At 65.1% G+C, this 24,777-nt stretch carries 15 protein-coding genes and 2 rRNA genes; 5 read left to right on the top strand and 12 right to left on the bottom strand.

The window, feature by feature from the left end; genetic code table 11:
* The 4 genes from VK98_RS24405 to VK98_RS03995 all read right to left on the bottom strand — a co-directional run.
* Positions 1 to 4,266 (bottom strand): calcium-binding protein (locus tag VK98_RS24405; protein ID WP_053077205.1); only part of this gene is annotated, 4,266 nt, incomplete at its 3' end.
* Positions 4,267 to 4,502: 236 nt separating this feature from the next.
* Positions 4,503 to 5,702 (bottom strand): glycosyltransferase family 4 protein, encoded by a 1,200-nt coding sequence (locus VK98_RS04005; protein WP_048412809.1) that lies wholly within the window; start codon positions 5,700 to 5,702, stop codon positions 4,503 to 4,505.
* 1 nt (position 5,703) lies between these two features.
* Entirely contained in the window at positions 5,704 to 7,125 is a 1,422-nt protein-coding gene (locus VK98_RS04000; protein WP_048412808.1) for an HlyD family type I secretion periplasmic adaptor subunit, read from the bottom strand.
* A gap of 9 nt (positions 7,126 to 7,134) precedes the next feature.
* Positions 7,135 to 9,282: a type I secretion system permease/ATPase gene (locus VK98_RS03995; RefSeq protein WP_048412807.1), complete on the bottom strand. Its 2,148-nt coding sequence runs from the start codon at positions 9,280 to 9,282 to the stop codon at positions 7,135 to 7,137.
* A gap of 362 nt (positions 9,283 to 9,644) precedes the next feature.
* On the opposite strand from VK98_RS03995, the gene VK98_RS03990 reads away from it, so the two are divergent.
* Both VK98_RS03990 and VK98_RS03985 read left to right on the top strand, forming a co-directional pair.
* Positions 9,645 to 10,469 (top strand): hypothetical protein, encoded by an 825-nt coding sequence (locus tag VK98_RS03990; RefSeq protein WP_048412806.1) that lies wholly within the window; start codon positions 9,645 to 9,647, stop codon positions 10,467 to 10,469.
* Positions 10,470 to 11,139: 670 nt separating this feature from the next.
* On the top strand, positions 11,140 to 11,574 hold the full coding sequence (locus tag VK98_RS03985; RefSeq protein ID WP_048412805.1) for a hypothetical protein: 435 nt from the start codon (positions 11,140 to 11,142) through the stop codon (positions 11,572 to 11,574).
* Positions 11,575 to 11,661: 87 nt separating this feature from the next.
* Here VK98_RS03985 and VK98_RS03980 read toward each other — a convergent pair whose 3' ends face one another.
* From VK98_RS03980 to VK98_RS03965, 4 genes are all read right to left on the bottom strand, one after another.
* Positions 11,662 to 13,035 carry an efflux transporter outer membrane subunit gene (locus tag VK98_RS03980; RefSeq protein ID WP_197082952.1) on the bottom strand — a complete coding sequence of 458 codons (1,374 nt, stop codon included), beginning with the start codon at positions 13,033 to 13,035 and terminating at the stop codon, positions 11,662 to 11,664.
* Between the two features lie 4 nt (positions 13,036 to 13,039).
* Entirely contained in the window at positions 13,040 to 14,974 is a 1,935-nt protein-coding gene (gene macB, locus VK98_RS03975) for a macrolide ABC transporter ATP-binding protein/permease MacB (RefSeq protein ID WP_048412803.1), read from the bottom strand.
* Positions 14,971 to 16,197, bottom strand: a complete 1,227-nt coding sequence (gene macA, locus VK98_RS03970) for a macrolide transporter subunit MacA (protein WP_082158742.1) — start codon at positions 16,195 to 16,197, stop codon at positions 14,971 to 14,973. Before macA ends, macB begins: the two co-directional genes overlap by 4 nt.
* A 121-nt stretch (positions 16,198 to 16,318) precedes the next feature.
* Positions 16,319 to 16,693, bottom strand: a complete 375-nt coding sequence (locus VK98_RS03965; protein WP_048412802.1) for a cysteine-rich CWC family protein — start codon at positions 16,691 to 16,693, stop codon at positions 16,319 to 16,321.
* Positions 16,694 to 16,871: 178 nt separating this feature from the next.
* Between VK98_RS03965 and VK98_RS03960 the strand changes: the two genes are divergently transcribed.
* The gene (locus tag VK98_RS03960; RefSeq protein ID WP_048412801.1) at positions 16,872 to 18,020 is read left to right on the top strand and encodes a branched-chain amino acid ABC transporter substrate-binding protein; all 1,149 of its coding nucleotides are present in this window, start codon (positions 16,872 to 16,874) and stop codon (positions 18,018 to 18,020) included.
* A gap of 139 nt (positions 18,021 to 18,159) precedes the next feature.
* The gene (locus tag VK98_RS03955; RefSeq protein WP_048412800.1) at positions 18,160 to 18,420 is read left to right on the top strand and encodes a GlsB/YeaQ/YmgE family stress response membrane protein; all 261 of its coding nucleotides are present in this window, start codon (positions 18,160 to 18,162) and stop codon (positions 18,418 to 18,420) included.
* A 59-nt stretch (positions 18,421 to 18,479) separates the two neighbouring features.
* On the opposite strand, the gene VK98_RS03950 is transcribed toward VK98_RS03955, so the two are convergent.
* Positions 18,480 to 19,706, bottom strand: a complete 1,227-nt coding sequence (locus VK98_RS03950) for a branched-chain amino acid ABC transporter substrate-binding protein (protein ID WP_048412799.1) — start codon at positions 19,704 to 19,706, stop codon at positions 18,480 to 18,482.
* Between the two features lie 275 nt (positions 19,707 to 19,981).
* Complete coding sequence (gene putA / locus VK98_RS03945) at positions 19,982 to 23,584, bottom strand: trifunctional transcriptional regulator/proline dehydrogenase/L-glutamate gamma-semialdehyde dehydrogenase (RefSeq protein ID WP_048412798.1); 3,603 nt, start codon at positions 23,582 to 23,584, stop codon at positions 19,982 to 19,984.
* A 308-nt stretch (positions 23,585 to 23,892) separates the two neighbouring features.
* On the opposite strand from putA, the gene VK98_RS03940 reads away from it, so the two are divergent.
* The gene (locus VK98_RS03940) at positions 23,893 to 24,246 is read left to right on the top strand and encodes a DsrE/DsrF/TusD sulfur relay family protein (protein WP_048412797.1); all 354 of its coding nucleotides are present in this window, start codon (positions 23,893 to 23,895) and stop codon (positions 24,244 to 24,246) included.
* Between the two features lie 104 nt (positions 24,247 to 24,350).
* Here VK98_RS03940 and rrf (VK98_RS03935) read toward each other — a convergent pair.
* Both rrf (VK98_RS03935) and rrf (VK98_RS03930) read right to left on the bottom strand, forming a co-directional pair.
* Positions 24,351 to 24,465: ribosomal RNA gene (gene rrf, locus VK98_RS03935) — 5S ribosomal RNA — on the bottom strand.
* Positions 24,466 to 24,535: 70 nt separating this feature from the next.
* Positions 24,536 to 24,650: ribosomal RNA gene (rrf, locus tag VK98_RS03930) — 5S ribosomal RNA — on the bottom strand.
* Positions 24,651 to 24,777 lie beyond the last annotated feature (127 nt).

Raw genomic sequence — 24,777 nt, 5'->3', positions numbered from 1 at the left:
ACCGTCGTCGCCCGCTCCGCCTTCCAGCAGGTCGTTGCCGGCGCCACCGTATAGCGTGTCGTTGCCGGAGCCGCCGAACAGGCTGTCGTTGCCTTCATTGCCGAACAACTGATCATCCCCGGCCAGGCCGAAGATCACGTCATTGCCCTTGGCGCCCTTCAGCGTATCCGCGCCGTCGGTGCCGTTCAGGGTGACGGCGGCCAGGCTGATCAATTCCAGCAGGCTCCAGCTGCCGCCATTGGCGAACACGATGCTGCCGGACCATGAGCTCTGCACCGACATGCCGGCCTGGATGGTGATGCTGTCCACGCCGTTGCTGTGACGCAGCACCACATCGTCGCCAATGCGCACCACGGTGATGTCGGTCACCGAAATCCCCACGCCGAAGCGGATCTCCTCGTAGCTGCTCCAAGCGAGGTTGACGCCTTTTTCGCCATAGCGAATGGTGTCCTGGCCGTCGCCCAGATTGAAGATATAGACATTGCGTCCCGCGCCGCCTTCCAGCACATCGTTGCCGGCGCCGCCCTTCAGCGTGTCGTTGCCGCCGCGGCCAATCAGGGTGTCGTTGCCGGCGCCGCCGTCCAGCAGGCTGCCGCCCGCGCCGCCAATCAACACATCATTGCCGGCGGTGCCGATGTAGATGCCGCTGGCCCACTGGTTGATCTGCACCGCGCTCCAGCTGTTGCCGTCGGCGAACACCACGCTGCCCACCCAATTGCTCTGGCTGGTGAACCAGCCCTGGATCAGCACCGAATCCACGCCGTTGGCGTGTTGCAGCAACACATCGTCGCCCACGCGCACCACGGTGATGTCGGTCACCAAGATGCCGGCGCCGAAACGGATTTCGCTCTGGTGGCTGACGCTGACGTTCAGCGAGTTGTTGATCACCACATCGCGGCCATCGCCCAGATTGAAGACGTAGATGTCTTGGCTGCCGCCGCCCTTGAGGGTGTCGTTGCCCTTGCCGCCTTCCAGGATGGACACGCCGCCGCCGGCGCTGATCAGCACGTCGTTGCCGGCGCCGCCCTTCAGGGTGTCGTTGCCGCCGCCGCCGATCAACACGTCGTCGCCGTCGCCGCCGTCCAGCAGGTCATGGCCCTTGCCGCCCTTGAGGACGTCGTTGCCGCTGGTGCCGATGAAAATACCCGCGACAAACTGGCTGATCTGCACGGAGGTCCAACTGCTGCCGTCGGCGAACACCACGCTGCCCACCTGGGACAGCTGGCTGCTGAACCAGCCCTGAATGCGCACCGAGTCGCTGCCGTTGACGTGCTGCAGCACGATGTCGTCGCCAACCCGCACCACGGTGATGTCGGTCACCGCAATGCCGACGCCAAAGCGGATTTCGCTGCTCATGCCCACCGATACGTTCAGCGAGTTGTTGATGATGAGATCGCCGCCGTCGCCCAGATTGAACACATAGATGTTCTGATCCGCGCCGCCGCGCAGGGTGTCGTTGCCCTTGCCGCCGTCCAGGATCACCGTGCCGCTGCCAGTGGCGATCAGCACGTCGTTGCCGTTGCCGCCGCGCAAGGTGTCATTGCCGCCGCCGCCAATCAGCGTATCGTCGCCGTCGCCGCCTTCCAGCAGATCGCTGCCGCTGCCGCCATGGAAGGCGTCGTTGCCGCTGCCGCCCACATAGACGCCTTTGACGAACTGATTGATCTGCACTGAGGTCCAGCTGCCGCCGTCGGCGAACACCACGCTGCCCACTTGCATGCTCTGGCCGCTGAACCAGCCCTGAATGCGCACCGAATCGCTGCCGTTGACATGCTGCAGCAACACATCGTCGCCGATGCGCACCACAGTGATGTCGGTCACCGAGATGCCGACGCCGAAGCGGATTTCACTGCTCACGCCCACCGACACGTTCAACGAGTTGTTGATGATCACATCGTTGCCGTCGCCCAGATTGAACACATAGATATTGTGCTCGCTGCCGCCTTGCAGGGTGTCGTTGCCCTTGCCGCCTTCCAGGATCACGGTGCCGCTGCCGCTGCCGATCAGCACGTCGTTGCCGGCGCCGCCCTTCAGGGTGTCGTTGCCGCCGCCGCCGATCAGCGTGTCGTCGCCGTCGCCGCCGTCCAGCAGATCGCCGCCCTTGCCGCCGGTCAGCACATCCTTGCCGCTGGTGCCGCCCGCGGCCACCACCATGGTCAACAGTTCGGCCGCGCTCCATTTGGAACCGTCGGCGAACACCACCACGCCGGCCCAGCCGGTCTTGTCGACCAGGCCGTTCTTGACGCGGATGCTGTCCTGGCCGTTGACGTGTTGCAACAGCAAGTCATTGCCGGCGCGCAGCACGCGGATGTCCTTGGCGCTGATGCCGGCCTTGAAGCGAATTTCGTCGTTGGCGCTCAAGGCGGCGATCTTGCCTACCTGGGAGCCGTAGTTGATCAGGTCGCGGCCGTCGCCCACGCCGAAAACAAAGGTCTCGCGGCCCTTGTTGCCGATCAGCACGTCGTCGCCGGCGCCGCCTTCCATCGTGGTGTGGCCGCTGACGCCGCCTTGCAGTTGGTCGTCGCCGGCGCCGCCGCGCAAGGTGTCCTCGCCGCCGTTGCCTATCAGGGTGTCGTTGCCGGCGCCGCCGTCCAGCAGGTCGGACTGGCCGGAGCCCAGCAGCAGATCGTCATCATCGCCGCCGGTCTGCACTTCCAACAGTTTCTGCGCCAATTCCGCGCCCAGCCAGACGCTGCCGTCGGCGAACACGATCTGGCCATGCCAGCCATGCTCAAGGCTGAAGCCCGCCTGAATGGTGATGGAGTCGCTGCCGTTGGCGTGGATCAGCACGATGTCGTCGTCCTGGCGCACCACCCGGATGTCGTCCACCGAAATGCCGACGCCGAACACGATGCGGTCCTGCAAGGTCACGCTGACGTCCACGCCGTGCGCGGCGATCACGTCCGCGCCGTCGCCCAGGCCAAACTGATAAATCTCCGCGCCGGCGCCGCCCACCAGGGTGTCGTTGCCCGCGCCGCCGATCAGCACGCTGACGCCCGCGCCGCCGCTGATCAGCACATCGTTGCCCAGGCCGCCGATCAGGGTGTCGTTGCCGCCGCCGCCGATCAGCGAATCATTGCCGGCGCCGCCGTCCAGCAGATCGCTGCCTTCCCAACCGATCAGGGTGTCGTTGCCGCTGCCGCCCAGCTGGGTCAGCTTGATGTCGGCCTGGGTCCAGACCACGCCTTCGGCGAACACGATGCGTTCGATCCGGCTGGACGCGCTGACGAAATAGCCTTCCACCACCAGGCGATCGCTGCCGTTAACGTGGATCAGCACCAGGTTGTCGCCCTGGCGGCTGACGCTGACGTCCTTGACCAGGATGTCGGCGCCGAAACGGATTTCGTCTTTCACCGACACGTCCAGACCGCCGGCGTCGCGGATCACGTCCACGCCGTCGCCCAGATTGAACTGATACACATCGGCGCCGGCGCCGCCGATCAGCACATCGTTGCCGCGGCCGCCGTGCAGCACATTGTTGCCGCTGCCGCCGTCCAGCGTGTCGTCGCCGTCGCCGCCCAGCAGGGTGTCGTTGCCGTCTTCGCCAAACAGCTTGTCGTTGCCGGCGCCGCCGTCCAGCAGATCGTCGCCGCCGCGGCCGTTCAGCACGTCATTGCCGCCCAGGCCGATCAGATGATCCTTGCCCAGCCAGCCATTGAGGATTTCCTTGCGCTCGCTGCCGGTCTGCACGATCACGCGCTGCGCCAGATCGTTAATGCCCCATTCGCCGCCGTCGGCGAACACGATGCGCTCGATCCAGAAGCTCTTGTCGGCGAACCAGCCCTTGATGGTGACCGCGTCGTCGCCGTTGCGGTGCGACAACAGCAAATCGTCGCCCACATGCTCCAGCTGGATGTCTTCCGGGCGGATGCCCGGGCCGAAGCGCAACTCGTCGCGGTAGGCCGGATCCGTGTCCGCCGCGTCGCGCTTGTCCTGGGCGTTGTCGGTAATGGTGTCGAAACCATCGCCCAGATTGAACAGATAGATGTCCTTGTCCGCGCCGCCGATCAGGGTGTCGTTGCCCTCGCCGCCGGCCAGCACATTATTGCCGCTGCCGGCATTGAGCAAGTCGTCGCCCGCTCCGCCTTCCAGGGTGTCGTTGCCGGCGTAGCCGTTGAGCACGTCGTCGCCGGCGCCGCCCTGCAGCAGATCATTGCCGTCATAGCCGTTCAGGGTGTCGTTGCCGGCACCGCCCTTGAGCACATCGTCCTGCGGGCCGCCTTCCAGCACGCCGCCCAGGTCGCTGCCCGTTACGCTTATCGTCATAACTTGTTTCCTTATCAATATTTGTTCGTGTCATCACGCACTACGATTTACTGCTTGCTACTACTCTTTCCGGTTCCACCGCCTAAGAACCTATTCAAAGTCTGCTGCGCTTCGGCGATACCGCGTTGAAAACCCCTTCGAAATGCTCATGTACCACTTGTACATTCCGCTTCCTCAGCGGTTTTCGCCTTGTCTCGCCCTTGCTCGCGAGACTTTGAATAGGCTCTAAGCCGACTTCACTCCGCCGGCAAGCCCAACAACCGTCGATAGCCCGCCAGCCCCGCTTCCACGCTGTAGCGCTCCGCCGTCTCCCGCGCCGCAAGCCGCAGACCACTTCCATCCGTCTCCAAGGCCGCGCCCACCTTCTCCGCCAGCGCCGCCGCGTCGAAGAAGTCGGTCAGCTCGCCGTTCTCCCCATCCCGGATCACTTCCCGCACCGGCGCGGTGTCCGACGCCACGATCCGGCAGCCGCTCGCCATCGCTTCCAGCAGGCTCCACGACAGCACGAAGGGATAGGTCAGGTAGACATGGACCGCCGACACTTGCAGCACCTGGCGGTAGACCTCGTACGGCACCTTGCCCAGGAAGTGCACCCGCTCCGGGTCCACCGGCTTGTCCCGCAGCAGCTTTTCGCGCCAGTGGGCGGCGTCGCGCGGCGCGCTGCCGTAGCTGACGCCGTCGCCGCCGACGATGACGATCTGGCTGTCCGGCCGTTGCCGCAGCAGCGCCGGCAAGGCGCGCATCAAGGTGTGGAAGCCGCGATAGGGTTCGAGATTGCGCGCCACGTAGCTGACGATGGGCTGGCCGACGCGCAGCGTCCGACCGTTGGGCAGGGTCAGCGTCGCCGCCGGGTCCGGGCCCAGCAGCTCGGTGCGGATGCCTTCGTGCTGGATGCGCACGCTCGGCCGGTAGGCCGCCGGGTGCAGGCTGTGTTGCCAGTGGGTCGGGGTGACGCTGTGGTCGGCGTGTTCCAGGTTGAGCAGGTGCAGCGCGTTGCGCGCCCGCAGCCGCGCCGCGCCGTCCAGGCTCAGCGGGAATTCCGGGTCGAAGTCGGCGTCGGCCCCGCGGCCGTGGTAGTAGTATTCGCTGTAGTGGATCAGCCGCGCCGCCGGGAACAGGTCTTTGAGGAACAGGGTTTCGCCCCAGCCGGGGTGGGCCAGGATGGCGTCCGGCCGATAGCCGCGCTGTTGCAGCGGCTGCAAGGCGCGCAGCACCGCCTGGCCGTGCAGCACCGCGTCTTCGTAGCTGTGCAGATAGGGGTGGGTGTGCCGGTGCGGGTCGCGATGCGGCCGGTAGCGCAGCAGTTTGACCCCGGCCAGGCCGGGCGCGCTGTCGCGCCCCACCGCCAGCAGTTCGATGTCCGGCCGCTGTTTCAGGTGTTCGGCGATGTGGCGCAGTTGGCCGGGGAAGTTTTGGTGGATCAGCAGCAGTTTCATCTCAGCGCTCGCGCAGCCCTTCGCCCACGTGCTGTTGCAGCGGACTCAGGAAGTAGTCGATCACCCGCCGCCGGCCGGTCTTGATTTCCGCGCTCACCGCCATGCCGGCGCTGAGCCGCACTCGCGCGCCGTCTATGTTCAGGTGGTCTTGCTTGAGCCGGATCCGCGCCAGGAACACCAGGCCCTTCTTCTCGTCTTGCATCGCGTCGTGGCTGACGCTGTCCACCACGCCGTCCAGGTAGCCGTAGCGGGTGTAGGGGAAGCTTTCCACTTTGACGGTGGCCGCCTGCCCCGGCCGCACGAAGCCGATGTCCTTGTTTTCGATCTGCGCTTCGATTTCCAGGGTTTCGTCCTGCGGCACCACCGCCAGCAGCGGCTGGGCTTCGGTGACCACGCCGCCCACGGTGTGGATGGCCAGTTGTTGCACGCTGCCCGCCACCGGCGCGGTGAGCCGGGTCAGCGCCTGGCGCTGGCCGGTTTTCTTTTGGTCTTCGCCGTATTGGCGCATTTGTTCGCGCGCTTCGCGCAGTTTGTCCATCGCCTCGCTGCGGAAGTTGGCTTGCAGCGCGCTCAGTTCTTGTTGCTGGCCGGCGATGGCGGCGTTGAGTTCTTGCAGCCGGCTTTGCTGGCTGGCCAGGTCGCCGGCTTGTTCGATGCGCGCTTGCTGTTTGTCGAGGTAGGCGTGTTTGGAGATGAAGTTCTTGGCCAGCAGGTCTTGGTAGTCGTGTTCGCGCGCTTCGGCGATGCGGGCGGTGGCTTGCAGCTTGCTCACTTGCTGGCGGGTGGTGGCGTGTTCGGCCTGCCGTTGGCGCAGGGTGGCGCCCAGCGCTTCGAGCTTGGCCTGGTAGCCGCGCCATTGGCCCAGCGCCAGGCTTTCTTCGGCCACGCGCTGGCCGTCGGCGACGCCGGGGGTGGCCGGCAGTTGCGGCAGCCGGCCGCTGTCCAACGCGTTCAACAGCGCCTGGTAGCGCGCGGCGGCCAGCGCGGCGGCGGCGTGGGCGTCGTCGGCTTTTTGCTTGTCGGCGCTGGCGCCGGTGGCGTCCAGTTCGATCAGCACTTGCCCGGCCTTGACTTGCTGGCCGTCGCGCACGTGGATGGCTTTGACCACGCTGGGTTCCAGCGGCTGCAGGATCTTGGTGCGGCCGCCGCTGACGGTCTTGCCGCCGGCGACGGCGACGATGTCGAGCTGGCCCAGCGCGGACCACAGCAGCGCGACGCCGAACAGCGCGGCGATCAGGCGCATGCTCCACATCGGCAGCGGGGACGGCGGGCTGTCGGTCAGTTCCAGGTGGGCGGGCAGGAAGGCCAGTTCGTCTTCGCGCCGCGGCTGCGGGTCCAGTTGGTGGCGGATGGCCCAGTGCGCGGCAAAGGCCTGCCGGTAGCGCCGCGCGAAGTCGCGCAGCGCTTGCAGTTGGTGCTTCATGATGCGGGTTTATCCTTGTTGCAGGCTGTGCAGGCGGGCGTAGTAGCCGTCGGGCTGGCGAAGCAGGTCTTCGTGGCGACCGCTTTCGACGATGCGGCCCTGGTCCATGGCGATGATGCGGCTGGCGCCGCGCACGGTGCTGAGACGGTGGGCGATGATGAGCACGGTGCGGCCCTGGCAGATGGCGCGCATGTTCTGCATGATCGCGCGTTCGGATTCGTAGTCCAGCGCGCTGGTGGCTTCGTCCAGAATCAGGATGCGCGGGTTGCTGATCAGCGCGCGGGCAATGGCGATGCGCTGGCGCTGGCCGCCGGACAGGCTGGCGCCGTGTTCGCCCACAATCGTGTCGTAGCCTTCGGCCTGTTCCATGATGAAGTCGTGGGCGCCGGCCAGTTTGGCGGCGTGGATCACTTGGTCCAGCGCCAGCCCGGGTTCGGCCAGCGCGATGTTGTCGCGGATGCTTTGGTTGAACAGCAGGTTCTCTTGCAGCACCACGCCGATCTGCCGCCGCAGCCAGGCCGGGTCGGCCAGCGCCAGGTCGTTGCCGTCCACCAGCACGCGCCCGGATTCAGGCACGTACAGCCTTTGCACCAGTTTGGTCAGCGTGCTTTTGCCGGAGCCGGAGCGGCCGACGATGCCGATGACTTCGCCGGCCCGGATGTCCAGGCTCAGCCCGCGCAGGATTTCCGGGCCGTCCGGACGGTAGCGGAATACCACTTGGTCGAACTGGATGCGGCCCTGGATCGCCGGCAGCGCCGCGCGGCTGGCCGGCAGTTCGCTGCGGGTGTTGAGGATGTCGCCCAGCCGTTCCACCGAGATGCCGATCTGCTGGAAGTCTTGCCACAGCTGCGCCAGCCGCACCACCGGCGCCGCCACTTGGCCGGCCAGCATATTGAAGGCGATCAGCTGGCCGACGGACAGCTCGCCGGCGATCACCAGCCGCGCGCCCAGCCACAGAGTGGCGACGGTGACCAGTTTCTGGATCAGTTGCACGCCGTTCTGGCCGATATTGGCCAGCCGGGTGACGCGGAAGCCGGCGGCCACATAGGCGGCCAGTTGGTTGTCCCAGCGCCGGGTCATGTGCGGTTCCACCGCCATCGCCTTGATGGTGCCGATGCCGCCCACCGCTTCCACCAGGAAGGATTGGTTGTCGGCGCCGCGCGCGAACTTCTCGTCCAGCCGCCGCCGCAGCAGCGGGGTCAGCCCGGCCGACCACAGCGCGTAGCACGGCAGCGACACCAGCACGATCAGGGTCAGCCAGCCGCTGTAGTACCACATCACCGCCAGGAATACGAAGGAGAACAGCAGATCCAGCACCGTGGTCAGCGCCTGCCCGGTCAGGAAGTTGCGGATGTTGTCCAACTCGCGCACCCGCGCCACGGTATCCCCCACCCGCCGCGCTTCGTAATAGGCCAGCGGCAGCGCCAGCAGGTGGCGGAACAAGCGCGCCCCCAGTTCCACATCGATGCGGCTGGTGGTGTGGGCGAACACGTGGCTGCGCAGCGCCGACAGCGCCACATTGAACAGCGACAGGATCAGCAAGCCCACCGCGATCACGTCCAGGGTATTGAAGGCGCGGTTGACCAGCACCTTGTCCATCACCACCTGGAAGAACAGCGGCGTCACCAGCGCGAACAGCTGCAACACCAGCGACACCGCCAGCACTTCCAGCAGCAGCTTGCGGTATTTGACGATGGCCGGCACAAACCAGGTGAAGTCGAACTTGGCCAGCGCCCCCGCCGCCGACGCGCGCGAAGCCAGCAGCAGCAGCCGGCCGGCGTAGCGCGCCGCCAGTTCCGCCTGGCTCAGCACTTGCGGCCGGCCGTGCTTGAGGTCGTGGATCAGCACTTTGTCGCCGTCGCAGCGGGCGATGATGAAGTGTTCGCCGTCCGGCCGCAGCGCCAGCGCCGGCAAAGCGGTCAGGCTGAGGCGGTCTGGGCTTTGTTTGACGATGCGGGCTTTAAGGTCCAGGCCTTTGGCGGCCAGCAGCAGGTCGGTTTCGCTAAAGGGTTCGGCCTGGCGGCCGTATTGGTGGGTGAGTTGCGCCGGGTCGGCGGCTACGCCGTGGAACTGGGCCAGCAAGACCAGGCCGAGCAAGCCCAAATCGCTGATGTTTGCGGCGGAGGCTGCGCCGTCCGTATCCGTTTGAGCAAGCATGATGACTGATTGTATTTAATGATTTGGGGCACGATATGCCACACCATTACCCAATACAAGTAACAGATTCACATTTTATTATGTGATTATTTAGCGCAACCAATAAGTGTTTGTTTGAAATAAAGCTTTTATTGATTTGCAATGTCCTAAGTAAAACTACGCATTGACCATGCTGCGCGCCAAATCAGTCTCCGTTTACCCTCATGCCGAATGACATGCGAGCAAGGATTCCCCAAGCCGTCTAGATTGGTACAATAAGCGGCCCGTGACGGCAGCCCGCGGCGGCCGTCCGCCCGTTCACGATCCCAGCGCCTGATTACCATCGCAAACAGGCCCCCAGAACACCCCAGCATAGGCAGCAGATGACCAGTCCGAACCAGGCCGCCAACCCGGCGCCCACCGCCGAAGAACCGGTGCTCCGCGCTCCGGAAAACGAAAACACCCTGGCCACGCTGGCCATTCCGCTGGGCGAGACCATTCTGACACTGACCGCCAACGGCACGCCCATTTACGGCATCTTGCAGCGCAGCCGGGCGATGACCGAGCAATCCGACTTCTTCCGCTTGCAGTTCCGCGGCTACGCCCGCGCCGATGGCCACCGCTGGCAGCTGTTCGAGGGCGAGGACAGCCATTTCCAGGCGGCCCACAACTGCGCCTGGGTGCGGGTGGACCGGCCCAGCCGCACCGTCACCTTCGGCCCCAAAAGCGGCGTGATGGCCAGCCCCGGCTTTGTCGGCACCGGTTTGGACGCTTTCCTGTTCGCCAGCGTTATCGCCTGGGCCAAGGGCATTTGCCCGGATCACGCCATCAGTCCCGGCATGATCAGCATGAGCCAGACCTCCTCGGAAGAAGAGCGGCTGCAACGCAACGCCTTCTACGCCAGCCAGGGCTTTGAATTTGAATGGCAGGACGCCAACCAGCGTTCGGCACTGTACTTCAAGGACAAGGTCAACAAGCTGCTGGGGGTGTGGAACAAGGAGCTGATCACCGAGGTGGGCGGCGAGGCGATGCTGCAATCGCTGGCGCGCCAGGACGAAACCCGCGCCGAGCTGGAACAGCGGCTGGAAAAGCTGGAAAGCGTGCACGACAACCTGAAGCGGGCGCTGCAAAAAGAACGCACCACCGCCCAGATCCTGACCGGGGTGCTGATCCTGTTCGCGATCTGCGGACTGTGGGCGGTGATCTAAGAGCCTGTTCACGATCTTTTCAAACCGGTACGGAAGTATTGTTCAAAGCATTGAATCCGCTACGCGGATAATGATTTAGGGCCGGTTCCGCCCGGCAAACGGAAAGGGAGATTTGCGCGGCCAAATCTCCCTTTACCCTAAAGGCCGCCCTGCAAGCCTGGCCTACGGCTTCCCGCCGGTTCCCGTCAGTCCCGAGGCGCGGCTGAACTCGCACCGCGCTAGCGTCGCGGCGCTCGAACAAGCAGCCGCTTAAAACCTCGGGCCTGCCACCCGTCGGCAGGCTTGAAGGGATCAGGGGCGCGTCGAATACATGGTTTCCTACGTATCTAGCAACGGTTAAGCACATCTACAAAAGATCGTGAATAGGCTCTTAGAGCCTCCCATCCGGCTGCCCTGCCTTGACCCTCCCCGCCCCGTCGGCGACAATCCCCAGGCGCCGTTCTCATTAACGGCGCCGGGATTGGCGTCCCGCCCTGTACACAACGGACTCGCACCTCATCTGGGTGCGGTCCTGCTTTACCATGGCTATGCCACTTGGCAGGTGCATGGTGGGAGAGTGTCATGCACTCGCCGGTTTGTGTACACGGTAACGCCAATCCTGCCACGCGCCTGCCCAATACCTCGCTTTTCAGGCAGGCGGTTTATCTTGTGTCACAGCAGGAGAAACGGCATGTCCCCTATCCTACCCCGCCGCCGCCGCTACAAGCTGGCCGCCATAGAACAGCAGGAAACCCTGCTCCCCTTCGTCCGCTACATCCCGGAGCGTGACTATCCACATTACTGGCAGATGCCGGAAGCCGACGATGACTTCGACGCCATGTGCGCCTACGGCCGCGAATGCGCGGCTCATCTGCTGCAATGGCTGAAGGATAATCGTTATTACGTGGGCTACGGCCTGCTGGGCCGAGTGGCGCGCGACATCGACTTCGGCGCGCGTGAGCAGCGCGGCTACTGGATTGGCTTTTTCAATTATCTGGAGCAGATGCTATTCCTGGGCGCGCAGCAGGTAAAGGTTTACCGCCACGTGGACAGCCAGCATCAGATGCATGCCGGCAAGACCATGCGCCGGCAGTTGGAGGAGCGCTTCGGCCGCATCGGCCGCTAAAGCAAGGGGCGGCGGCCATTGCTGACCGCCGCCCGACACGTCACAGAGCGGAGCCTTGCGGGGCTCCGTCTCGCCTCCCGGCGAAGCTCAAGCCTGCGGCGCGCCGCCCAGCACCTTGTAAACATCCGCCAAGTTTTTCAATTGCTCCTGACGCAGCCGGACCAGCGCGGACTCGCCGCTGCGCCGCGCCTTGGCCGCGTCCAGCCAGGTTTGCGCGTCCACCGCGCCGGCGCGATAGCGGCTTTCCGCCAATTGTTCGCTGCGCCGGTTCAAGGCCAGCGCGTCCGCTTGCAAGCGGACGGAAGCTTGCAGCCGCTGGCGCGTACTCAAGGCGTTGTCCACTTCCTGGTAAGCGCTGTATAGCGTTTTGCGGAAACTGACGGTTTCCAGCTCGTAATCGGCCTGGCTGCTCTTCAGTTGCAGGCCTTGCTTGCGCCATTCGAGGAAGGGCAAGGACAGAGAGGCGCCCAAGCTCACCAAGGGATTTTGCACCAGGCTGCTCAGCGCGCCGCTGCTGGAGCCCAGCGAGCCGGTCAGCTTCAGCGCCGGGAAGAAGGCGGCGCGTTCCTGGTCCACCTTGGCCAGCTTGCCGCGCAGGCGCGCTTCCGCCGCCATCAGGTCCGGCCGGCGTTCCAGCAGGCTGCTAGGCAGCCCGGCGTCTATCGCCGGCAAGGCCGGCGCCAGCGGCAGCTCGGCGATAGCCGGCAGCGCCGCGCCGGAGGCATGGTCCAGCAACAAGGCCAGCGCGTTTTCCTTTTGCCCGCGCTCGTCGGCCAGCGTCAGCAGGTCCGCCTGCTGGCTCAGCACCGCGCTGCGCGCCTGAGTGGCGTCCTGCTCGCTGGTGGCGCCGGCGCGCCACTTGGCCTCCGCCAGCGCCTGAATCCGGCGCAGATCCGCCAGATCCGCCTGCCCCAGCCTCTGCCGAGTCTTCAGCGCTGCGATGTCCCAGTACAAGCCGGCGGCGGCGCTGTCCGACAGCAGCCGGGCGGCGGCTTCGTCGTAGGCGCTGGCGCGGAACTCCTGGTCCGCCGCGCGCAGGCGCGCGTCCACCCGCCCCCACAGGTCCAGTTCATAGCTGGTGCTCAAGCTCGCGCCGCTGCTGCGGCTCCAGGCCGAGGATTCGCCCAGCGTGCGCTTGGTGCCGGCATTGAGCTCGCCGCTCAAGGAGGGCAAGGCGTCGCTGCGTTCCAGGCCCGCCGCCAGCTGCGCCTTGCGCAGCTTGAGCAGGGCAACGCTCAAATCCGGGTTGCGGCTGCGCGCCTGTTCCAGCACCGCCAGCAAGCCGGCGTCGCCGAAGCCTTGCCACCAGCGCTCGCGGCTCATGTCCGTCTGAGTTTGGGACGAGGCGTCGCGCCATTGCGTCGGGATGTCCAGCGCCTGGCGCTGATAAGGCGTGTTCTGGCAGCCTGCCAACAACAGGGCCAGGCCCAAAACAGTGAGATTGGATTTCCAAAGCGTCAAACACTTACTCCCGCGCCAAGGCGTCGATCGGATTCAAACGCGCCGCGCTACGCGCCGGCAGATAGCCAAACACCACGCCGATGGCGGTGGAACACGCCACCGCCAGCACGATGGCCTTCAGCGACAGCGCCATTTTCCACTTGCTGACCAAGAGCGCGAACACGAAGCTGATGCCGTAGGACAGGCCGATGCCTATGGCCCCGCCCACCAGACAGACCAGCACCGCCTCGGTCAGGAATTGCTGCAGCACGTCGGACTGGCGAGCGCCCACCGCCATGCGGATGCCGATCTCGCGAGTGCGCTCGGTCACCGACACCAGCATGATGTTCATCACACCGATGCCGCCCACCACCAACGAGATCACCGCGATCAGGGTCAGCAGCAGAGCCAGGGTGCGACTGGTGTTTTCCACCGTCTTCAGCACTTCGTCCATGTTGTAGGTGAAGAAGTCCTTGCTGCCGTGGCGCAGGGTCAGTAGATGGCTGAGCGCCTTCTCCGCCAGCGCGGTGGGCTGGCCTTCCTTGATGCGCACCACCATGTAGTCGAAATAGGCCTGCCCGAACAATCGGCTGCCGGCGGTGCTGTAGGGCATCCACATTTGCAGCGATTTGCCGCCGCTGTTGTCCTTGATTTCCACCACGCCGATGACGGTGGCCGGCACGCTGCCCACCAGCACCACCTGGCCGATGGCTTCCGCGTCGGCGAACAGCTTGCGGCGGGCGTTGTTGTCTATCACCACCACCTGGCGCTGCATGCGCACGTCGTCGCGGCTGAAGCCGAGGCCGGAGACCAGCTTCATGCCGCGCACGCGGAAGAAGGCGCTGTCCACGCCGGACACCGAGGCGTTGACGTCGACATTGCGGTAGCGGATGCGCATGCTGTTGGTGGTGACCGGCGACACGCTGTCGACGTAGGGCTCCTCGGCCAGCGCGGCCAAGTCTCCGGGCAGGAAGGTGCGCACGCCGTCGGCCTTGTCGTCGCCCCAGTCCTTGCCGCGAAACACCGAGATGGTGTTGGTGCCGATGGAGCGGATGTCGTTCAGCACGTAATTGCGCGCGCCCTCGCCCACCGCGATGATGGACACCACCGAGGTGATGCCGATGATGATGCCCAGCATGGTGAGCACGGTGCGCAGCCGGTTGGCCAGCATGGCGAGCATGGCCATCTTGAAGGCCTCGCTCATGCGTTCGCGCCAGGCCGGGCCGGGCTTGGGCCGCCGCGGCTCGCGCGCGTCCGCCGCCGGGGGCGGCGCGTCGGCGGCGCTGTCGCGCAGGATCTCGCCGTCGCGGATTTCAATGATGCGCTCGGTCTGCGCCGCGATGGACGGGTCGTGGGTGACGATGATGATGGTGTGACCGGCGGCGTGCAGCTCCTTGAGGATGTTCATCACTTCCTCGCCGCTATGGCTGTCCAGCGCGCCGGTGGGTTCGTCGGCCAGAATGATGTCGCCGCCGTTCATCAGCGCCCGCGCGATGGACACCCGCTGCTGCTGGCCGCCGGACAGCTGGCCCGGGCGGTAGTCTTCCTTGCCGGCCAGGCCCAGCCGCTCCAGCAGCTGCCGCGCGCGCTCGCGCCGCGCTTCCTGGCTCATGCCGGCGTACACCGCCGGCATCGCCACATTGTCTATGGCGTTCAAATGCGGCAGCAGGTGGTAGCGCTGGAAGATGAAGCCGAAGTGCTCGCGCCGCAGCGTGGCCAGCTGGTCCTTGTCCAGCGCGCCCACGTCGCGCCCACCCACCTGGTAGCGACCGGCGGAAGGCTGGTCCAGACAGCCCAGGATGTTCATCAGCGTGGACTTGCCGGAGCCGGAGGCGCCGATGATGGCCACCATCTCGCCGGCGCGGATGTCCAGGCTAACCTCCTTGAGCACCGCCACTTCCTCATCGCCGGACGGAAACCGGCGCCACACCCCGGACAGCGTCAGGCTGGCTCCGCTCATGCGCTCACCATCACGCCGCCGCTGGATTCTTCTTCCTTGCCGCCGGCTTCGCTGGTCACCACTTTCTCGCCGGCCTTCAAGCCGTCCAGAATCTGCACCCGGGTGGCGGTCTTCAAACCTATGCGCACCTGCCGCTCATGCAGTTGGCCGTCCTTGCCCTGCACCTTGACGCCGTAGCGGCCATCCTTGCCGGCCGCGCCCAGCGCGCTCAGCGGGATGCTCAGCGCCTGCTTGGACTCCGCCAGCACGATGCTGATCTGCGCGGTCATGTCCACGCGCAACTTGCCGTCGACGTTCTTCACATCGAACAGCGCTTTATAGAAGTTGGCGTTGTTGATTTTCTCCGGCGTCGGCAGGATGGCGCGCAGCTTGCCGCGGATGGGCCGGTCCGGCGCGCCCAGCACGGTGAAGTACACCGGCAGCCCGGCCTTGACGCGGATCACGTCGGCCTCGGCCACCTGGGCGTGCACCGTCATGGTGCTCAAGTCCGCCAGTTTCAGGATCACCGGCACCGTCTGGCTGGCGATCACGGTCTGGCCTTGTTGGGTGACGATTTCTATCACCTCGCCGTCCATAGGCGCGGTGATGCGGGTATAGCCCAGCGTGGTGCGGTTCTTGTCGATCTGGAAACGGTTCTGACGGATTTGCGCCTGCAGGTCGTCCAGCTCCGCGGTCTGGGTCTGATAGGCGGTTTCCGCCGCCAGCAGGTCTTTTTGCGAGGTGGAGCCTTCGCCCATCATCTGTTTCTGACGCGCCAGCTCGCGCTCGGCCTGGCGCAGCGAGGCCTGCTTGCCGCGCAGCTGGGCCACGCGGGACTCCAGTTGCGCCTCGGAGGCTTTCAGATCGTTGAGGCTGTTTTCCGGATCGATCTCCGCCAACAATTCGCCCTTGCTGACGCGGTCGCCGGCCGCCACGTTCAGCGTTTTCAGCTGACCGCTGGCCTGGGCGCCCACGTCCACCTGCCGCAACGGCTTCAACACGCCGCTGGCCAGCACCACGTCTTCCAGATCCGCGCGGGTGACTTCCGCGGTCAACACCTGCGGCGCCGGCTTGGGCGCCAGCCACAGCCACAAGCCCCAGCCGGCCAGCGCCAGCACCGCGGCCAGCGCGATGCCGTTGCGCCACGGCCGCCGGCCCAGGTTGACGCGGCGGCGCCCATGCAAGGAGCCGATAAAATACAGGGGCAACAGCAGTTTACGAATCCAACGCTTCCAAAGTGTCATGTGGTAAGGAGCCGAACCGGAAAGGAGGAAAACATCTTAGGACCGCGGGCAATGGGCTTTGGTTGCACCCCGCGGCGACAATACGCGTTTGGCATTCAGCGCGATCAAGCCTGTCCGCGCGCTACAAGGGCGGCGTCAGCCCGCGCGCCAAATAGCTTTCCCGCAGATGGAGGCGCAGGCACTCCGGGCACAGGCAATCGCCGTGGCCGTAAGGCAGCGGCAGCACCTGCGGCAGGTCCGCGCACCAGCAAGCGCCCTGAGCGCCGCCGTCGCCGCAGCGGAAAGCAGCGCCGCAACGCTCGCAGCGCTTGTCCTTGACCTTGGGCTTCAAGGCGATCAGCCGCTGCCACACCGCGCGTTTTTGCTCGTCGTCGAAACCGGACCAGCCGGCGATCTCGTCCAAGGTGCGCAGGCAGCCCAGGCAATAAGCGCCGCCCTCGTCGAGACGGCAGAGGCCGACACAGGGCGAGGCGGGAGCTGGATACCCCTTTGTCATCAAAAATCCATCTTTTGTCGCAAAATCAGACCGCTATTTTAGCGCAAAGCCGCCGCCGGCACGCCGCCGGGGTTGACGCTAATCCGTTTATGCACCAAAAATGGGCCACCGCCTTATTCCTGAGGCGAATATCCAAATAGACAAAGCTAAATAGACAAAGAGATCTCAGGAGAAACTCATGAAAACGCATCTTAGCCTCATCGCTTGTGCCGCGCTGGCCCTGACCGCCTGCGGCAAGTCCGAACAAAGCGCCGGCAGCGCGCCGGCCGAAGCCGGCGCGGTGGTGGTGAAAATCGGCTCCGCCAACCCGCTGACCGGTCCTTTCGCCCACTGGGGCCGCGACGCCGACAACGGCGTCAAGCTGGCGGTGGCGGAAGCCAACGCCGAAAAGCTGACCCTGGACGGCAAGCCGGTCACCTTCGAAGTGGTGTCCGAGGACGACCAGGCCGACCCCAAGACCGCCGCCCAAGTGGCGCAACGCCTGGTGGACGGCAAGGTGGCCGGCATCATCGGCCATCTCACCTCCGGCGCGGCCATCCCCGCTTCGCGCATTTACTCTCAGGCCGGCATCCCGATGATCGCCGCCTCGGTGACCAGCCCCAGCTTCACTCAGCAAGGCTTCAAGAACACCTTCCGCATCATCGCCAACGACCGCCAGCAAGGCGAGGCGCTGGCCAAGTACGCGATCGAAACGCTGAAGGCCGGCCGCATCGCCATCGTCGACGACCGCACCACTTACGGCCAGGGCCTGGCCGACGACTTCGCCAAAGCGGTGGAAGCGGCCGGCGGCAAGGTGGTCAAGCGCGAGTTCACCAGCAACAGCGCCACCGACTTCATGGCCATCCTCACCTCGATCAAGGGGCAGAAGCCGGACCTGCTGTTCTACGGCGGCATGGACGCGCAGGCCGCGCCCATGGTCAAGCAGATGAACAAGCTGGGCCTGAAGGCCGCTTTCATGGGCGCCGACGGCATCAATACGCCGGAGTTCTCCAAGCTGGGCGGCGACAGCGCGGAAAGCAGCTACGCGTCCAGCGCCGGCGCGCAAAAAGACAAGATGCCCGGCTTCGCCGACTTCAGCGGCAAATACAAGCAGCAATTCAACGCCGACATCCAGGCTTACGCGCCCTACACCTACGACGCCGCGCGGGTGATGATCGCCGCGATGAAGCGCGCCGGCTCCGCCGATCCAGCCAAGTATCTGGGCGAACTGCCCAAGACCGACTTCAAGGGCGTGACCGGCGAGATTCGCTTCGACGACAAGGGCGACATCCAGCACGGCACCGTGTCGCTGTATCAATTGCGCAAAGGCCAGTGGGTCGGCCTGTAAACACCGGCGCTCCCCCCGTACCAACACCCCGGCGCTTGCCGGGGTTTTTGTTTTCCGCCGCCAGGCTCCAAAAAAACATGGCGCCATATTAAATAAATGGCTATAACTATTTATCCACAAACTAACATAAGGAGAGGATATGGGACTACTCGTTTCCCTGCTGGCCGGCGGCGTGATCGGCTGGCTCGCCGGCAAGATCATGGGCGTTAGCGAAGGGGTCATCGCCAACATCATCATCGGCATCATCGGTTCGGCGCTGGGGCACTGGCTGTTTGGCCGCCTGCTGGGCATCTCCTCCGCCGCGGCCGCCGGCTCTTTTTCCCTGCCCGGCCTGGCCTTCGGCATCGCCGGCGCCGCCATCCTGATTTTTCTGCTGAAGAAGATAGGCCTGCTGCGTTGAACGGGCAAAGAAAAAGGCGACGCTGAACGCGTCGCCTTGCAGCGGAATGCTTGATTAGCTTATTTGGCCGCGGAAGCGTCCTTGGCCGCAGCGGCGGCGCCGCCCACGGTTTCCAGCACCTTCCATTCGCCGTTGACCACTTTGTAGACGGTGATGCCGCCGTCTTTCAGGTCGCCCTTGGCGTCGTAGGTCCAGCTGCTGGAGGTCACGCCGGAATGGGTGATCTTGGCCAGCACCGGCAGGTAGGCTTTGGGATCGGTGGAGTTGGCGTCCTTCATCGCCTGGATCAAGGCGCGGGTCGCGTCGTAGCCGTACGGCGAGTAAGTGGCCACGTCCATCTTGAAGCGCGCCTTGTAGCGGCTCTCGTAGTCCTTGCCCTTGGGCATCTGATCCAGCGGCAGGCCTGCCAGCGAGGCGATGGTGCCGTCGGCTTCCTTGCCCGCCAGTTGCAGGAAGGTCGGGGTCTTGGTCATTTCGCCGGAAATCAGCGGCGCGGTCAGACCCAGGCGCTTCATCTGCTTCGCCATCGGCGCGGATTGCGCGTCGGCGCCGCCGTAGAACACCACGTCCGGCGCGGCGGCCTTGATCGAGGTCAGAATGGCGGCGAAGTCGGTGGCCTTGTCATTGGTGAACTCGCGCTTGACCACATTGCCGCCGGCGGCCTTGGCGGCCTTCTCGAATTCGTCGGCCAGGCCCTGGCCGTAAGCGGTGCGGTCGTCGACGATCACCACTTTCTTGGCGCCCAGCTTCTCCACCACGAACTTGCCCATCACCGAACCTTGCTGGGTATCGGAAGTCATCGAGCGGAAGGTGTTCTTGAAGCCCTGGGCGGTGAAGGCCGGCGAGGTGGCCATCGCGATCATCGGAATGCCGGCGTCGGAATAGATCTTGGAAGCCGGGATGGAGGTGCCGGAGTTGAAGTGGCCGATGATGCCGTTCACTTTCTCGTCGACGAATTTCTGCGCCAGCTGAGTGGCGGTTTTCGGATCGGCCTGGTCGTCCTGGGCCTCCAGTTCGAAGCTCACCGGCTTGCCGCCGATGGTGGGCTTCTCGGCGTTGGCGTCTTCGATCGCCAGGGTCACGCCGTTTTTGTATTCTTCGCCGTAGTGAGCCTGCGGGCCGGTCAACGGCGCCGCGAAGCCGATCTTGATCACGCTGCCCGCGGCGGCTTCAGCGCCGGCGGAAGCGCCTGCTGCCGGCGCGCCCTCTTCTTTTTTGCCGCATGCGGACAAGGCGACGGCGGCGGCCACGGCCAGGGAAAGAGTCGTCAGTTTATTGGTTTGCATCATGTTTCCTCTATTTCTCCAGAGATCCCCACCCGTCTATCGATCAGGAATGGGAGTTTGCGGAACCTGCCTAATGTTGTTATGTACATCCCGCCATACCCGAGTCGGGATGCGAGCGCGGCGGCTGGCGGCATTATTCCAAGGCCGCCAGCTTGTGGCAAGTGGCTTGTTGGACAAGCCCCCGCCACCCCATGCGCGCCGACGCATGGGCAAATTGGTTTGACGCGCGGTTTTGCAAGACGGGCGGGCCGCCGTCGCCGGGGCCCGCGCCGTGCTTAGTCGCCAATGCTCATAAGGCTGGCGTTGCCGCCCGCGGCGGTAGTATTCACGCTGATCGCGCGTTCCACCACCAAGCGGTGCAGATTGTAATGGCCTTGAGCGTCGACGCGCAGCAGCGGCACCAGGGCGCCGTCGCGCGCGGCCAGCACACGCTGGGCGGCTTCGGCCTCGGCTTCGGAACCGGCAAACAGCACCGCGCCGACATCCGCCGCCAACACATCGGCGTCCAGCTCCACCAGGGCGCCCAGCTTGGCGGCCAGGCCGCGGCCGGCCTCATTGGCCGGCAGCACCGCGCGGTTGCCGGTGGCGAAGGCCGCCGCCAGCTGTTCCGCCAGCGCTTGCGCGGTGGCGGCCTGGCAGCCCACCTTGCCGCGCGGCGCGAACTGCAGCGAGTTCCGCTCGCCGGTGGGACCAGGCAAATTCACCAGGCTGGCCAACGCGCTGTCCTTGCGCGCCGCGGCGATCGCCGGCTCCAAGGCCAGGCCCAGGCCGCCGGCGGCCGCCGCCAACGCGTCCAGCGCCGGCAAGGACAGCGACAGGGTGTCCGCCGCCAGCTTCGGCTCCCAGGCCGCGCGCGTCAGCCGGTACAGATAGAAGGGGCCGCCGGCCTTGGGGCCGGTACCGGACTTGCCTTCGCCGCCAAACGGCTGCACGCCCACCACCGCGCCGACGATGTTGCGGTTGACGTAGACGTTGCCCACCTTGATCTGGCTGACGATGTTGTCGATGGTCTCGTCGATGCGGCTGTGGATGCCGTGGGTCAGGCCGTAGCCGGTGGCGTTGATCTCGGCCACCACCTTGTCCAGCTCATTGGCCTCGAAGCGCAACACATGCAGCACCGGGCCGAACACTTCGCGCTTCAACTGCTTGAGATCGGCGATTTCAAACAGCGTCGGCGCCACGAAGGTGCCGTTGGCGCAGTCGTCGCCCAGCTTGATCTGGTGAGTGGCGCGCGCGCTGTCCTTCATTTTCTCGATATGGGCGAGCAGGCCGGCCTGGGCTTCGGCGTCGATTACCGGGCCGACGTCGATGTCCAGCTTGGCCGGATTGCCCACTTTCAATTCATCCATCGCGCCCTTGATCATGGCGATGACCTTGTCGGCGATGTCGTTCTGCAGATAGAGCACGCGCAGCGCCGAGCAGCGCTGGCCGGCGGAGTCGAAGGCCGAGCTGAGCACGTCGGTGACCACCTGCTCCGGCAGCGCCGAGCTGTCCACGATCATCGCGTTCTGGCCGCCGGTTTCGGCCACCAGCACCGGGTCGCCGCCGCGCTTGGCCAGCGTGCGGTTGATGATCTGCGCCACTTCGGTGGAGCCGGTGAAGATCACGCCCTGAACGCGCGGATCCGCGGTCAGCGCCGCGCCCACCACTTCGCCGCGGCCCGGCAGCAGTTGCAGCGCCGCGCGCGGCACGCCGGCCTCGTGCAACAAGCGCACCGCGTGCGCGGCGATCAGGCTGGTCTGCTCCGCCGGCTTGGCCAGCACCGCGTTGCCGGCCGCCAGCGAGGCCACCACCTCGCCGATGAAGATCGCCAGCGGGAAGTTCCACGGGCTGATGCACACCACCGGGCCCAAGGAGCGGTGGCTGGCGTTGTCGAATTCGTCCTCGATCTGCGCCGCGTAGTAGCGGCAGAAGTCCACCGCCTCGCGCACCTCGGCGATCGCGTTGGCCAGCGTCTTGCCGGCCTCGCGCACCGCCAGGCCCATCAGCGCCGGCATCTGGTCTTCCATCAGGTCGGCCATCCGCTGCAGGCAGGCGGCGCGTTCGGCCACCGGCGTGGCGGCCCAGTCGGCTGCGCCCTGCTGCGCCAGGTCCAGCGCGCGCTCCACGTCCGCCGCGCTCGCCTCGATCACGCGGCCGACCAGATCGTCGTGATCGGCCGGGTTGCGCACTTGCTGCACTTCGCCGTCGGTGACGTCGCCGTCGCCCAGCATCGGGAAGGCGCCCCACTGCTGCTTCTCCGACGCTTGCAAGCCCAGTTGCAGCGTGGCCAGCACATGCTCGCTGGACAGGTCCAGGCCCTTGGAGTTTTTGCGCTGTTGGCCATACAGTTCCAGCGGAGCCGGAATCTTCTTGTGCGGCTGGCCGCCGTGGCGCGCGGCCTCGGCCACCGGGTCCGCCACCAGCTCGTCGATGGACACCGCCTCGTCCACGATGCGGTTGACGAAGGAACTGTTGGCGCCGTTTTCCAGCAGGCGGCGCACCAGATAGGCCAGCAGGGTTTCATGCGAGCCCACCGGCGCGTAGATGCGGCAGGCCTTGCCCAGCTTGTCCTTGCCCACCACCTGGTCGTACAGGGTCTCGCCCATGCCGTGCAGGCACTGGAATTCGTAGTCCTTGCCGGAAGCCAGATTGAACACCGCGGCCAGGCTGTAGGCGTTGTGGGTGGCGAACTGCGGATAGATCGCGTCCTGCGCGGACAACAGCTTCTTGGCGCAGGCGAGGTAAGCCACGTCGGTGTAGACCTTGCGGGTATAGACCGGGTAGCCCGGCAGCCCATCCACCTGGGCGCGCTTGATTTCGGCGTCCCAGTAAGCACCCTTGACCAGGCGCACCATGAAACGGTGTTTGCTGCGGCGCGCCAGATCGATCAGGAAATCGATCACATAGGGACAGCGCTTCTGATAAGCCTGCACCACGATGCCTATGCCCTCGAAGCCGTCCAGATCCGGGTCGTTGGCCAGCGCCTCCACCAGGTCCATCGAAATTTCCAGGCGGTCCGCTTCTTCGGCGTCAATGTTCAGGCCGATATCGTACTGCTTGGCCAGCAGGAACAAACCTTTCAGCCGCGGCAGCAACTCGGCCATCATCCGCTCGTGCTTGATGCGGCTGTAGCGCGGGTGGATGGCCGACAACTTCACCGAAATGCCCGGGCCTTCGTAAATGCCGCGGCCGGCGGAGGCCTTGCCGATGGCGTGGATGGCGGTCACGTAGTCTTGCAGATAACGCTGCGCGTCGGCCTCGGTCATCGCCGCCTCGCCCAGCATGTCGTAGCTGAAGCGGTAGCCGCGCGCTTCGCGTTCGCGGCCGTTGGCCAGCGCCTCCTCAATGGTTTCGCCGGTGACGAACTGCTTGCCCAGCATGCGCATCGCCATGTCCACGCCCTTGCGGATCAGCGGTTCGCCGCCTTTGGCGATCAAACGGGTCATCGCCGCCGACAAACCATTCGCGCTGTGCGAGGCCACCAGCTTGCCGGTCACCAGCAAGCCCCAGGCCGCGGCGTTGACGAACAAGGAGGCGCTATTGCCCAGGTGGGCTTTCCAGTCGCCGCGCGCGATCTTGTCGCGGATCAGCTTGTCCGCGGTTTCGCGGTCCGGAATGCGCAGCAGCGCTTCGGCCAGACACATCAGCGCAATGCCCTCGGCGCTGTCCAGCGAAAACTCATGCATCAAGGCATCCACCCCGCTGGACTTGGTGCGCTCGCGGCGCACCTCCGTCACCAGGCGTCGCGCCAGATCCTGAACCGCCTTGACTTCGCCGTCGCTCATCGCCGCCTGCGGCAACAGCGCCTGCACGCACTCGCGTTCGTCGCGGCGATAGGCAGAGGTAATGGCGTCCCGCAGCGCCGACTGGCCATGGGCAAATGCGTCGAATTGCATGAATCATCTCCGTGTAGTTTGCAGCCCCCGAGCTGTCTCTTTTCATTGGTGCCCGGGAAATTTGTCTATTGTATACAAATGCAAATAGATTGCTGGACATTATGAAGGAAACTTTTCAGCCCATAATTCCAGAACAAACAAAACCAACTCGTACAAGCAGTTAGCCTCCGCAGCCCCGCCCCGCCGCCCGTCTCACTGTTGCATGCCAACAACTTGGCGCCTCCACCTTTGCCCCGGCCCGCGCATGCCAAAGCCGGCGCAACATGCCACAATGCCGCCCTGATCCTCTTCATCATAGGCAAACCAATATGCAAACCGTGCTGATCACTCTGAACGCCAGCCCCTACGGCGACGAACGCGCGCTCTCCGCGCTGCGCCTGACGCTCACGCTGGCGCAACAGGCCGAGCGCTGCCGGGTGCAGCTATTCCTGCTGTCCGACGCCGTCGTCGTCGCATTGAAAAACCAGAAAACCGCGCAAGCGCCCACCTTGGGCGAGATGCTGGCCGAAGCGCTGGCGCTGGGCGTTGAGGCGCGCGTCTGCCGCACCTGCGCCGACGCGCGGGGGATTCATGAGAATTTATTGCTGGCGGGAGTCAAGATCGGCACCATGCCGGAGCTGGCGGAGTGGACGCTAAGCGCGGACAAGGCGCTCAGCTTCTAAGAAGCTGTTCAAATGAGCGAGGCCAGGCGCAAACCGATTCCAAGCGCCTGCCGCGAGGCAAATGCAAAAAGCCCAGACCTTTCGGTCTGGGCTTTTCATTGGGCGCCTGGCAATGTCCTACTTTCACATGGCGAATGCCACACTATCATCGGCGCTAAGGCGTTTCACGGTCCTGTTCGGGATGGGAAGGCGTGGGACCGCCCCGCTATTGTCGCCAGGCATAAACTGTATCGCTTGCCGCTTGGGAAGCGAAACGCCAAGTCTTGGACTTGGCGTTATCGTATTGGGCGTCTGGCGGTGTCCTACTTTCACATGGCGAATGCCACACTATCATCGGCGCTAAGGCGTTTCACGGTCCTGTTCGGGATGGGAAGGCGTGGGACCACCTCGCTATGGCCACCAGACATAAACTTGTACAAACTAGAAGAAGCCTGGGATGGTGTTGTTCACCACCCCACATATATTCGGTATTCAATTGTGTCGCACAACCACTATCTCGTCGTCTCCCGGTTTCCCAAGACACTCAAATGA

Source organism: Chromobacterium sp. LK11, from assembly GCF_001043705.1.
Taxonomy (GTDB): Bacteria; Pseudomonadota; Gammaproteobacteria; order Burkholderiales; family Chromobacteriaceae; genus Chromobacterium; species Chromobacterium alkanivorans.
The sequence above is the reverse complement of the archived record's forward strand: the minus strand, read 5'-3'. Positions and strand labels throughout refer to the sequence as shown.